At 55.2% G+C, this 10,837-nt stretch carries 14 protein-coding genes; 7 read left to right on the top strand and 7 right to left on the bottom strand.

Going from position 1 to position 10,837, the window contains the following annotated elements; genetic code table 11:
* Positions 1-8: 8 nt before the first annotated feature.
* The 6 genes from A1355_RS21080 to A1355_RS21055 all read right to left on the bottom strand — a co-directional run bounded on the left by A1355_RS21080 (position 9) and on the right by A1355_RS21055 (position 4,495).
* On the bottom strand, positions 9-317 hold the full coding sequence (locus A1355_RS21080) for an STAS domain-containing protein (protein ID WP_064031256.1): 309 nt from the start codon (positions 315-317) through the stop codon (positions 9-11).
* Complete coding sequence (gene mlaD, locus A1355_RS21075; protein WP_064031255.1) at positions 317-781, bottom strand: outer membrane lipid asymmetry maintenance protein MlaD; 465 nt, start codon at positions 779-781, stop codon at positions 317-319. Before mlaD ends, A1355_RS21080 begins: the two co-directional genes overlap by 1 nt.
* Before the next feature lies 1 nt (position 782).
* Complete coding sequence (mlaE, locus tag A1355_RS21070) at positions 783-1,565, bottom strand: lipid asymmetry maintenance ABC transporter permease subunit MlaE (protein ID WP_064031254.1); 783 nt, start codon at positions 1,563-1,565, stop codon at positions 783-785.
* Positions 1,566-1,571: 6 nt separating this feature from the next.
* Positions 1,572-2,399 carry an ABC transporter ATP-binding protein gene (locus A1355_RS21065; RefSeq protein WP_064031257.1) on the bottom strand — a complete coding sequence of 276 codons (828 nt, stop codon included), beginning with the start codon at positions 2,397-2,399 and terminating at the stop codon, positions 1,572-1,574.
* A gap of 285 nt (positions 2,400-2,684) precedes the next feature.
* Positions 2,685-3,194, bottom strand: a complete 510-nt coding sequence (locus tag A1355_RS21060; protein WP_064031253.1) for a YkgJ family cysteine cluster protein — start codon at positions 3,192-3,194, stop codon at positions 2,685-2,687.
* A gap of 164 nt (positions 3,195-3,358) precedes the next feature.
* Positions 3,359-4,495 carry an acyltransferase family protein gene (locus A1355_RS21055; RefSeq protein WP_064031252.1) on the bottom strand — a complete coding sequence of 379 codons (1,137 nt, stop codon included), beginning with the start codon at positions 4,493-4,495 and terminating at the stop codon, positions 3,359-3,361.
* A 348-nt stretch (positions 4,496-4,843) separates the two neighbouring features.
* On the opposite strand from A1355_RS21055, the gene hisC reads away from it, so the two are divergent.
* From hisC to A1355_RS21025, 7 genes are all read left to right on the top strand, one after another.
* Positions 4,844-5,932 carry a histidinol-phosphate transaminase gene (gene hisC / locus A1355_RS21050; protein WP_064031251.1) on the top strand — a complete coding sequence of 363 codons (1,089 nt, stop codon included), beginning with the start codon at positions 4,844-4,846 and terminating at the stop codon, positions 5,930-5,932.
* Positions 5,933-6,098: 166 nt separating this feature from the next.
* Positions 6,099-6,698: a ubiquinol-cytochrome c reductase iron-sulfur subunit gene (gene petA, locus A1355_RS21045; RefSeq protein ID WP_064031250.1), complete on the top strand. Its 600-nt coding sequence runs from the start codon at positions 6,099-6,101 to the stop codon at positions 6,696-6,698.
* Positions 6,695-8,092, top strand: a complete 1,398-nt coding sequence (locus A1355_RS21040) for a cytochrome b (RefSeq protein WP_064031249.1) — start codon at positions 6,695-6,697, stop codon at positions 8,090-8,092. The genes petA and A1355_RS21040 overlap by 4 nt, the downstream gene beginning before the upstream one ends.
* Positions 8,093-8,095: 3 nt before the next feature.
* Positions 8,096-8,815: a cytochrome c1 gene (locus tag A1355_RS21035; protein ID WP_064031248.1), complete on the top strand. Its 720-nt coding sequence runs from the start codon at positions 8,096-8,098 to the stop codon at positions 8,813-8,815.
* 342 nt (positions 8,816-9,157) lie between these two features.
* Positions 9,158-9,421: a hypothetical protein gene (locus tag A1355_RS25870; RefSeq protein ID WP_197471871.1), complete on the top strand. Its 264-nt coding sequence runs from the start codon at positions 9,158-9,160 to the stop codon at positions 9,419-9,421.
* Entirely contained in the window at positions 9,349-9,708 is a 360-nt protein-coding gene (locus A1355_RS25865; RefSeq protein ID WP_064031247.1) for a lysozyme, read from the top strand. Before A1355_RS25870 ends, A1355_RS25865 begins: the two co-directional genes overlap by 73 nt.
* Before the next feature lie 4 nt (positions 9,709-9,712).
* Positions 9,713-10,162, top strand: a complete 450-nt coding sequence (locus A1355_RS21025) for a lysozyme inhibitor LprI family protein (RefSeq protein ID WP_064031246.1) — start codon at positions 9,713-9,715, stop codon at positions 10,160-10,162.
* Between the two features lie 140 nt (positions 10,163-10,302).
* Here the strand turns inward: A1355_RS21025 and A1355_RS25410 are convergent, their stop codons facing one another.
* Positions 10,303-10,500, bottom strand: coding sequence for a hypothetical protein (locus A1355_RS25410; protein ID WP_139306268.1), 198 nt, complete (start codon positions 10,498-10,500; stop codon positions 10,303-10,305).
* Positions 10,501-10,837 lie beyond the last annotated feature (337 nt).

The following is a 10,837-nucleotide window of genomic DNA, read 5'->3' as shown; positions in this document are numbered from 1 at the left end:
CGGCGCGATCAGCCGCGGTTGGCAAAATATTCGGTTTCGTCGAAACCGCTGAGTTTGGCGAGCGCCAGCAGTTGCGCCGGCACGTTTTTGAAAGTCAGGCGCACTCGGCTGGCCCGGCTCTGCTTGATCCATTCGATCATCAAAGCCAAACCGGCACTGTCGGTGGTACCGACTTGAGCCAGGTCGATGCAGATACTGTCCATGCCTTTCAGGAACTTAAACGATTTCAGGGATTGTCTGTCGATGCTGGCAAAGGTCAAATTGCCGGTGACGGCGTAGTGACCGGGCGCCAGTTCGCTCAGCGTCAATACGGCCATTACTTGCCTTCCGCCTTATTCATCATGAATTTACTGATCATTTCCTCCAATACGATGGCCGAGCTGGTGATATCGAGTTTACTCTTGTCCTTTAAAAAGCTGTCCGACGAACCCGGATCGATATTAATGTACTGCTCGCCTAGCAGACCCGCCGTATAAATACTGGCACCGGAATCTTCGGGCAGATTGTCGTACTTGGCTTCTATGCGCATTTCCACGACAGACTCGTGGCTTTCGCGGTCCAACGTAATCGCCGACACCCTGCCGATGCGGACCCCAGCGATGGACACCGGCGACTTGACTTTCAGACCACCGGAGTTTTGAAAGCGGGCAATCACGGTATAGCTGTCGTCGCTGGTATAAGTACCCAGGTTGCTGACCTGCAAGGCCATGTAAAACAGTGCGGCAATGCCGCAAGCGACGAACAGGCCGACCAAGGTGTCCTGTGTCTTGGAATGCTGCATGTTAAATGTCTCCAAACATCAGTGCGGTTAGTATGAAATCGAGAGCCAGTACCGAGAACGCCGAGTTGACCACGGTACGGGTGGTGGCGCGGCTCACGCCCTCCGAAGTTGGGATAGCGTCGTAACCTTCGAATAGCGCAATCCACGACACCACGAAGCCGAATACCACGCTTTTGATGACACCGTTGACGATGTCTTCCTGAAAATCGATGCTGGCTTGCATCTGCGCCCAAAACGCGCCGTCGTCCACGCCAAGCATGCCGACGCCAACCAGATGGCCGCCCATCACGCCGATCGCGCTGAACAAAGCCGCCAACAGCGGCATCGACAGGAAGCCGGCTAGAAAACGCGGCGAAATAATGCGTTTGATCGGGTCGACCGCCATCATTTCCATGCCGGACAGTTGTTCCGTAGCCTTCATCAGACCGATCTCGGCGGTCAGCGCCGAACCGGCGCGGCCGGCGAACAACAGAGCCGACACCACCGGCCCCAACTCTCGAACCAGCGATGCGGCGACCATCACGCCCAGCGACTCTTCGGCGCCGAAGTCCGACAGGATATTAAAGCCTTGCAAGCCGAGCACCATGCCGACGAACAGACCGGAAATGGTGATGATCAGGAAGGACAAAACGCCAACCGAATACAGTTGCTTGAGCAGCAAATTGGGACGCGGCAACACGTCGCCGATGCCGGTCAAGGTATGGGACAGGAAAAACGCGCCGCGGCCGAGCTTGGCAAAGCTGTCGCGGGTGGTTTTGCCCAGGTTTTGCAAAAATTCTAGCATCGCTAATTACAAGGTAGTTTTGCCGGCCAGCAGGTCGTCCAGGTAATCGGGCGCTGGGTAGTGGAAGTGTACCGGACCGTCCGCGTCGCCGTGCATAAACTGTTGCACCCAAGCCGAGTCCGACTGTCGCAACTGTTGCGGCGTGCCCTGGCCGACGATTTTGCCTTCCGACAAGACGTAGATGTAATCAGCGATCGCGGCGGTTTCCTGCACGTCGTGCGATACGATGATGCTGGTCAATCCCAATGTCACGTTCAGCGACTTGATCAAATGCACTAATGCGCCCATCGAAATCGGGTCCTGGCCGGTAAACGGTTCGTCGTACATAATCATCAACGGATCGAGGGCGATGGCCCGAGCCAGAGCCACCCGGCGCGCCATGCCGCCCGATAATTCGTTAGGCATCAGACGGTGAGCACCGCGCAAGCCGACCGCATGCAACTTCATCAGCACCAGCGTACGTATCATCGATTCCGGCAGATGAGTATGCTCGCGCAACGGGAATGCCACGTTGTCGTAAACGTTCATGTCCGTCAGCAAGGCACCGCTTTGAAACAGCATGCCCATACGTTTGCGCAACGCGTAAAGCTCGCGGGTTTTCAGACGATGCACGTTTTGACCGTCCACCAGAATTTGGCCCCGATCGGGCGTCAACTGCCCGCCGATCAGCTTCAACAACGTGGTTTTACCCGTGCCACTGGGCCCCATGATCGCAGTGATTTTGCCGCGCTGTATGGACAGATCGACGCCGTCGAAAATTTTTCTAGTGCCCCTGGCAAAGCTCAAGTTGCTGACGGAAACGATATGGTTTTCGGGGCTTGCGCTGCTGGGCATTTGCGGAGTTCGCCGGCGGATATTAGATTTAAACGGGTTATTTTCCATGAGTCCTCGAGCTTAAGTCAATGCAAGACCGGGGAAAGTTCCTTTAAGTGACCGCAATAGATGGTCGACCGCTCGAATGGCCGGCTGGAGTCCAAGACCAGGACCAGTTGAGATTCGCCGAAGAAAGGTCGGCACAGAGCTCATGAAGTTGCTTAATTTCCCTCGAAACGCACGCAAATGCTTCGTCAAATCAGCAGGAGTTACAGTTACATCCCAGCGACAGACACAACTCAAACATCATCCAGAATTCTCAGCGAGCAACGACTCTTGAAACCACTCCGTTAACGCCTTGGCCGCACCCATCGCGTCGAGCCGTCTATCGATCGCATCGTGATTACCCCAAACCACATCGTTTAACGCGCCGCTGTCGGCTTGAGCTTGGATATCATTGCAGTACAAACCTTTGTCGCGTTGCACATAGTAACCGTAAGTGCGGCAGGCGACCGGGCGCTGAAGGTAAACCCGGCAACTGCCGGTTGAGCGATCGAGTAGTGGGCAAACTAGCGGACGATTGACTTGTTTAGCAAGATCAACGATCTCTTGACCCACCGTCCGCATCACGTCCGGCGGCAACAACGCTAGCCCTTCGGCCAGCAGCTCCCACTCGGCACGGCTGATTTTGGGGATGTCCGCCAGCCTGTGGCAGCATCCTTCGCAACCACGCCGACACAGCCAACCGGAATACGCGGTACGGGTCGCGGCGACTCGGGCATCAATGTCGGTGTGCAACGATCTGAGTAGAGACATGGTCGCGCTGAGTGGTTACGATGATAGTTAACATAGTACCCGAGGCAGAGCCGTTTGCCATCGACGGCCCGTTCGCCTCAGTGTTTTTCGTAAAACACCGGACCGAGTCAAACCAACCCAGGCGACGTTCCGGCCTTCCTAAGCTCCAGTTGCCCGAGGTGCGATCAGTGTCTTGCGAGCACGACGCGGTCCGCCAACCAACGACCGACCACGATACTGGGGATCTCCACAAGACGATAACAAAGCAAGGCCAAGCCTTGCACGATCAACATCGTCAGCAACCATCCCCCCAACCACAAGAACAGGCGGTTCTCGCTAAACGCTTGCAGACCCATCAAAACGTAAGGGGTCAGACATATCAGGACCGCCATGTGAATCAGGTAGGTGCTGTAGGAAACCTTGCCGATTTGCCGCAGCGAGGCCTTCGACAAAATGGCCTGCACGCGGACCGACGCAAGCACGAACAGCAAGATCATGCCGGCACCCAGACCGGTTCCTAACCACACCAATTGGCCGTCGCTCCACGCTATCCACGGCTTGGGTAGCAAAGTTGCTCCGGTATAAAACAAAACCCCCACGCCTAACAAGAAACGCCGTAGCGCCGGAGATCCGACCAGATAGGCTTTGATCGTAGGCAGATAGCGGGCAATGGTCAAACCCAACAAAAAATGCAGCAAAAAGGCCGACACGCCCAGCAAAGCAATGGCCAACACGCTGAAAAAGACCACCCAGGACGTGCCACGATCAACCAGCAGCAAGCCAACCGGCAGTAACAGGGACAACACCAACTCGACGCCCAGGGTCCAGGATTGCGGCAACAGCACGATAAGATCCGGCATATCCAGCAAAAAGCCCTCCCTGACCATCGCCGACGCATCCAACGGAAATTTATGCCACATATCTACGATCCAGTCGGTCGGCGCCAGCGCGGTAACCGGTACCGGGCGACCGAAGGTGTGATTGAACAATCCGGCGCTGAGCCCCAACACCAATAGGTACGGAAACCAAATTCGAAACACCCGACCGATCAAAAACCGTGTCAAATCGAAGCGCGTCAAGTCCGGCATGTGGCCATGCTGGAAGTACTTTAGGGAAAGCACCAGACCGCTCAACACGAAGAACATCGACACCGCCGCGGAACCTTCCCACCAAAAATGCAACGGCGAAAAATCCAAAATTTGTTCGCATATCGGTGTTTGACAGGGCAAGCCATAAGCAATCACATAATGCTCGCTGACCACGGTCAACGCCGCCAAGCCGCGAATCGTGTCGAGATAGCTAATGTGGGTTTGTTTGTGCACGACGGAGCCTTGACTTGCTACTTTAGAACCAGGCCTAAAAATGTAGTCGGTGTTCGAATTTGTGCATGGCGGCGTTCGCTTTCGGCCATTTGCGCGCATACCTTCTGGAACTCCGTGAAGGGCGCGGCCGGGCTTTGCCTGCTTATCGCCAGCGGTGTTAGAATCCGCGCGGCATCGATCTCGCGCCGAAGCGAACGATGTGCGTCAACGGGGACGCTGGACCGCCGGTTTTCCGAGGTTAGGCTTTCGCTCTCCGCTTTGGTAGAATCGGCCCAATTTGCCTGCGGCCGTCCGATTGACCGGACCTAGTACCTCGCCGCCCATTCCGATTTCGCCGATTTCGACACCATGCCTAACCACGCGCTTACCAAGCTGTTCCGCCCCGAAGTTCTCGCCATGTCGGCCTATCATGTCGCCGATGCCCGCAACTTGATCAAACTCGACGCGATGGAAAATCCGTACACCTGGCCGGAAGACATTCAGCAACGCTGGTTGGAATCGTTGAAAGCCTGCCCGATCAACCGCTATCCCGACCCGACCGGTTCCGCCTTGTGCGAACAATTAAGACGCGCGAACGCGATTCCGGATCATGCCGCGCTATTGCTCGGGAACGGTTCGGACGAAATCATCCAGATTCTGCTGATGGCGCTATCCACCGATGCCACGGTACTGGCTCCGGAACCCGGCTTTGTGATGTACCGACAAATCGCCCGTAGCCTGGGACTAAATTATGTCGGCGTACCGTTGGCGACCGATTTCGCGTTGGACTTGTCCGCGATGCTGGCAGCCATCGCCGACACCCTGCCGGCAGCGATTTTCATCGCCTATCCGAACAACCCAACCGGCAATCTGTTCGACGCCCAAGCCATCAAAACCATCATCGCCGCAGCACCGGGATTGGTTGTCGTTGACGAGGCTTACTCGCCGTTCGCCGACGCCAGCTTCGTCGGCGAATTAGGGAATTATCCCAATCTGCTAGTAATGCGTACCGTCTCCAAACTCGGTCTGGCGGGTTTGCGTCTGGGCTATTTGGCCGGCCCGGCCGAGATCGTCGCCGAACTCGACAAAGTTCGCCTGCCCTACAACATTAATAGCCTGACCCAAGCGACGGTCGGCTTCGCGTTGGAACACGGCGATTTCCTCGCGCAACAAACCCAAGCCATCCGTGCCGAGCGAACTGCAATGGCCAAGGCCTTAAAAGCCTGGCCGACGCTGACCGTCTATCCCAGTTCGGCCAATTTCATTCTGTTTCGCACACCGGCCGGCACAGCCGACCAATTGTTCGCCGGACTGAAAGCCCGCGGAATTTTAATCAAGAATCTGTCCGGCCAAGGCGGCGTGCTAAGCGACTGCCTACGGGTCACGATAGGCAAACCCGAAGAAAACCAGAGTTTTCTGAACGCGCTGGCCGCTGCTCTGGCCGAATTACCGCGCTGAAGGCGCCAGCTCCCCGTTTGGGCCAAAACCGCCAGCAACCCACGCCAGGCGCGGCCGCCAGCCCAAGAACCATTTCATTAATCCGGGCCAGTAAGGTATATTTGCCAAAAACTATAATAATCGGTGTATTGCCCGATACACCGCACATCACGCAGGAGTGTTACCTATGAACCAAGAAGGCGTCGATCATTCAAAACGCCAGTTTCTGACCTCGGCTTTGTCGGTGGTCGGAGCCGTGGGGGCCGGCTATCTGGCCGTTCCCTTTCTCTCGCAAATGCAGCCGAGCGCCAAGGCCATGGCCGCCGGCGCGCCGGTCGAGGTCGATATCAGCAAAATGGAGTCCGGCCAATTGATCCGCGTCGCTTGGCGCGGCAAACCCGTTTGGGTTTTGAATCGAACCCCGGAGGTTTTATCTACGCTGGCGACTTTGGACAGCAAACTCGCAGACCCTGTCTCCAACGAATCTCATCAACCTGATTACGCCAAAAACTCGTTGCGCGCGCTGAAACCTGAAATTTTCGTCGCGGTCGGCCTGTGTACCCATCTGGGCTGCTCGCCCACGTTTCGCCCGGAAATCGCCCCTAACGATCTCGGCCCCGATTGGAAAGGCGGATTTTTCTGCCCTTGCCACGGCTCCTGGTTCGATTTAGCCGGCCGCGTCTATCGCGGCGTGCCGGCTCCGACCAATCTCGAGATTCCACCCTACCGTTATGTGACCGACAGCCTGATCATGATCGGCGAAGACAACGAGGCGAAATCAGCATGAAGCAAAAAATGAATCAATGCAGCGACTGGCTGCTGGAGCGTTTTCCACTCTCCGATTTGTGGAACGAACACATGGCGCATTACTACGCGCCGAAAAATTTCAACATCTGGTATTTCTTCGGCTCGCTGGCGCTGTTCGTACTCGTCAACCAGTTCATAACCGGCATTCTGCTGACAATGAATTACAAACCGGATGCCAAACTGGCCTTCGACTCGGTCGAATACATCATGCGCGACGTCAACTGGGGATGGCTGGTGCGTTACATGCATTCCACCGGTGCCTCGGCCTTCTTCATCGTCGTCTATCTGCACATGTTCCGCGGCCTGATGTACGGCTCGTTCAAACAACCGCGCGAGCTGATTTGGATTTTCGGCATGCTGATCTTCGTGTGCCTGATGGCCGAAGCTTTCATGGGCTATCTACTGCCTTGGGGCCAAATGTCCTACTGGGGCGCGCAGGTCATCATCTCGCTGTTTAGCGCGATACCGGTAGTCGGCGACGAATTGTCGCTGTGGATCCGCGGCGACTACGTGGTTTCCGACGCTACCTTGAACCGCTTCTTCGCGTTCCACGTCATTGCGGTGCCGCTGGTTTTGCTGATTCTGGTATTCCTGCACATCGTCGCACTGCACGAAGTAGGTTCGAACAATCCGGACGGCATCGAAATCAAGGAAAATCTGAACTGGAAAGAACATCCGATTGACGGCATCCCCTTCCATCCGTACTACACCGTCAAGGACATCGTCGGCGTCGGCGTGTTCATGTTCTTTTTCGCGACGGTAATTTTTTATATGCCGGAAATGGGCGGATTCTTTTTGGAGCACGCCAACTTCATTCCAGCCGATCCGCTGAAGACCCCGGAACATATCGCGCCGGTTTGGTACTTCACGCCGTTCTACGCGATTCTGCGCGCGGTTCCCGACAAATTCGCCGGCGTCATCGCGATGGGCGGCGCGATCGTAGTGCTGTTCATGCTACCTTGGCTAGATCGCAGCCCGGTCAAATCCATCCGCTATCGCGGCGGCATGTTCAAGAAAGCGCTGTTGCTGTTCGTCGTCAGCTTCATCGGCTTGGGCTATTTGGGCACCCAACCGGCCACGCCGGCGGCGACGACGGTAGCCCGCTTCCTGACCGCGATCTACTTCGGCTTCTTCCTTCTGATGCCGTTATATACCCGCTGGGAGAAGACCAAACCGCTGCCCGAGCGCCTGACGGAGCAACCAACGCTGGAAGACCGCATTCCAGCGGTATTGGCACTGATAGACGAAGTCGTCGAAGTTCATCATGTTCCCGACAATTTAGGAGGAACCATCGCCAAGAAAAGGCCGAATTGGGCCGGCGTTCAAGCCGTGCTGATTCGTTTTGTCAAAAACCTGAAAAAGAGCCTGGACTAAGCCATGAAAAAGATACTCTGCACTCTTTTGTTTTTGCTGCCTTTTTGCGTTAACGCCAGTAGCGGAATCGAACTGGATAGTCCGGACATCGATCTCAGCGACACCGCATCGTTGGAACGCGGCGCCAAGCATTACGTCACCTATTGCTTGGGCTGCCATTCCGCGAAGCACATTCGTTACAAGCGCATCGCGATGGATTTAAAGCTGGATGAAAGCGAAATCCTGAAAAACGTCGCGCCGCTCGGTGCCGGCATATACGATCAGATGCATTCGGCGATGAATGCCCACGACGCCGAGAAGTGGTTTGGCACTACGCCGCCGGATCTGTCGCTGATTGCCCGCTCACGCGGCGCGGACTGGCTATATACCTATCTGCGGAGCTTTTACAACGACAAAAACAAGCCGCTAGGCGTCAACAACTCGGTCTTTCCGGATGTCGGCATGCCCAACGTATTCTGGCAATTGCAAGGCACGCAGACCGCAGTGGTTCATAAGGTCGACGGTCGCGACGTGATCACCGAGCTCAAATTGGAGCAACCCGGCCAGTTGTCGCCCAAGGAATTCGACAAGATGGTGACCGACTTGGTTAACTTCCTAGTCTACGTCGGCGAGCCGGTGCAGTTGGAACGCCAGCAAATGGGTAAATTCGTGCTGTTCTTCCTGCTGATGTTCATCGCACTCGCGTACTTATTGAAGAAGGAATACTGGAAAGACGTACACTAATAGCCAAGGCCGTAGAGCAAAAACCGGTAGAGGGCTAGGCTCTCTACCGGTTTTTTTATCCGGAAAATTTGGACTGCGGCATCGGCCCTATGCCTGCTGAGAAACAATTCCGGTCTATACTCCGGTAACACGCATTCCAGACAGCTTGTATGCCGCGCTTTTTTTGCAATGAGAATTCGATATGGCGAGCTACCGCATTCCAGGCCCGTTACAAGGATTGTTCGACAACGATATCGACCAAGGCACGCTATGCCGGTCGCTTAGCCCATTACCCGGCCCGCACATACTCACGACTGGATACCACTGCTTGGTCGCGGAAGTCTCTCCGCCGGCAGGTCGAGCTTGAGTGGCACTTCGCTGCAAAGCGACACCAACCCCGCCAAGGAACTAGCCCTGAGCGGAGACGGATTGAAGCTATTGAAAGACATCGAAACATTGCGTTTAAAGCCATACGACGACCAAACCGGCAAGGAAATTAACGCATGGGTCGCGGGAGCAACCGTCGGTTACGGGCATTTGATCAAAGCCGCCGAATGGAATTTGTACAAGAACGGAAGAACGGCATCACCGAGTTTACCGCGAGTACATTGTTCGGTCTGGACCTGACGCCGTTTGTCACGGCAGTTCGTAGCAGGATTACGAGTTCCTTGGAACAGCACCAGTTTGATGCCTTAGTGATGCTGGCTTTCAACATCGGCGCCGGTGCCAACGGCTTTGCCGATTCCTCGGTGGTTAAGATGATCAACGACCCCACCGCGAAAACCAATTACCCCAATCTGGAAGCCGCCTGGAAGGCTTGGAATAAGTCGCAAGGCAAGGTATTGAAAGGCTTGGAGAATCGCCGCGCATGCGAATGGGTGGTTTTTTCACAAGGCGTTTACAAAAAATGGTGAGCAAATGATCGGATTCCGTCGCCGTTCCGCGTTGATCGCGGTTGTGTTGAGCTTAAGTTTTAATTTCGCGCACGCGATCGACAACCCCGACACCCCGGATCTTACAGCGGAATTCCTATCTCGCGCCGATGCGTTCGAACAGGCAATTTACCAACACGCGCAAACCACGGAACAAACCGATCAGGCTTACCGCGACTACGCAGAGTTTTTGGATAAGGCGCTTAACCGCGCGTATTCATCTCTGCAGAAAAATCTGCCCGAACCGAGCAAACAAACCTTGTTGCGTTCGCAACGCTTATGGCTACAATTTCGCGATGCTGAACTGGATTTTATTAACGGAAATTGGACCATCGAGCAATTCGGCTCTTCTTCAGCGATTTCCCGTCACGGCTACCGAACCGCTCTGATCAAAAGCCGCGTATTGGAATTATTGCAATACCTAAAAAATTATTAGACCTTACTCAGCATACTCCGCGCCGACTACGGAATTCCGAGCAGGAACGCCGACGCGCCGCGAGAACGGCAACCATCACAGATCATCACTCCGATGTATCAATCCCCGCGGATTTTTAACGACATTCCGAAATAGGGTGTTCACGGCGTTTCAACTGGATGTGACTCGCCCTTCATTTTGGCCTTACCGATTTGCAACATCTTTTCTTTATAGTCGGGCAGCATCGCTTTAAATTCGTTTTGCGCGGATTCTCGAGCCTGACGATCGCTTAAATTAGCGTCGAAGCGCTCAATAACATTCTTGACGGCGTTTTCGGTAGCCTTGGCGTCTTCAGTCATCACCCGCAATTCGCTACGGTTAGGTTTTACCGGCTCATCGGGTACGGCGCTCTGCCCAACCGGCGGCACGCCGCCCCCCGCCCCGGAAGTCGGCGGCCTTGCACTCGTCTGTTGTACGGATTGTTTGTTCGACGAACTGTCGTCGGAAGAACAAGCACTTAGTAACATGACCAAAGCAGCCACACTAAACCGGAGCCTCATCGTCATTCAACCCGATCGATAGCTTGCGTATTAAAGCGCGGTGACCAAACGCCATATGGCGCGGAAACCCGCCTGGGAAACTTCATCATCGATTTGCCCTCCTCTGCTATTCCGTCCCGGTCCGGAAGTACCAGTT

The organism is Methylomonas koyamae, assembly GCF_001644025.1.
GTDB classification, from domain to species: Bacteria; Pseudomonadota; Gammaproteobacteria; order Methylococcales; family Methylomonadaceae; genus Methylomonas; species Methylomonas koyamae_A.
Note: the sequence above shows the minus strand (reverse complement) of the source record. Positions and strands in the feature narration are given on the sequence as shown.

Excerpts from the sequence above, each read along its gene's own strand:
- A1355_RS21080 (WP_064031256.1), bottom strand. The coding sequence starts at position 317 with ATGGCCGTATTGACGCTGAGCGAACTGGCGCCCGGTCACTACGCCGTC.
- mlaD (WP_064031255.1), bottom strand. The coding sequence starts at position 781 with ATGCAGCATTCCAAGACACAGGACACCTTGGTCGGCCTGTTCGTCGCT.
- mlaE (WP_064031254.1), bottom strand. The coding sequence starts at position 1,565 with ATGCTAGAATTTTTGCAAAACCTGGGCAAAACCACCCGCGACAGCTTT.
- A1355_RS21065 (WP_064031257.1), bottom strand. The coding sequence starts at position 2,399 with ATGCCCAGCAGCGCAAGCCCCGAAAACCATATCGTTTCCGTCAGCAAC.
- A1355_RS21060 (WP_064031253.1), bottom strand. The coding sequence starts at position 3,194 with ATGTCTCTACTCAGATCGTTGCACACCGACATTGATGCCCGAGTCGCC.
- hisC (WP_064031251.1), top strand. The coding sequence starts at position 4,844 with ATGCCTAACCACGCGCTTACCAAGCTGTTCCGCCCCGAAGTTCTCGCC.
- petA (WP_064031250.1), top strand. The coding sequence starts at position 6,099 with ATGAACCAAGAAGGCGTCGATCATTCAAAACGCCAGTTTCTGACCTCG.
- A1355_RS21040 (WP_064031249.1), top strand. The coding sequence starts at position 6,695 with ATGAAGCAAAAAATGAATCAATGCAGCGACTGGCTGCTGGAGCGTTTT.
- A1355_RS21035 (WP_064031248.1), top strand. The coding sequence starts at position 8,096 with ATGAAAAAGATACTCTGCACTCTTTTGTTTTTGCTGCCTTTTTGCGTT.
- A1355_RS25865 (WP_064031247.1), top strand. The coding sequence starts at position 9,349 with ATGGAATTTGTACAAGAACGGAAGAACGGCATCACCGAGTTTACCGCG.
- A1355_RS21025 (WP_064031246.1), top strand. The coding sequence starts at position 9,713 with ATGATCGGATTCCGTCGCCGTTCCGCGTTGATCGCGGTTGTGTTGAGC.
- A1355_RS25410 (WP_139306268.1), bottom strand. The coding sequence starts at position 10,500 with ATGACTGAAGACGCCAAGGCTACCGAAAACGCCGTCAAGAATGTTATT.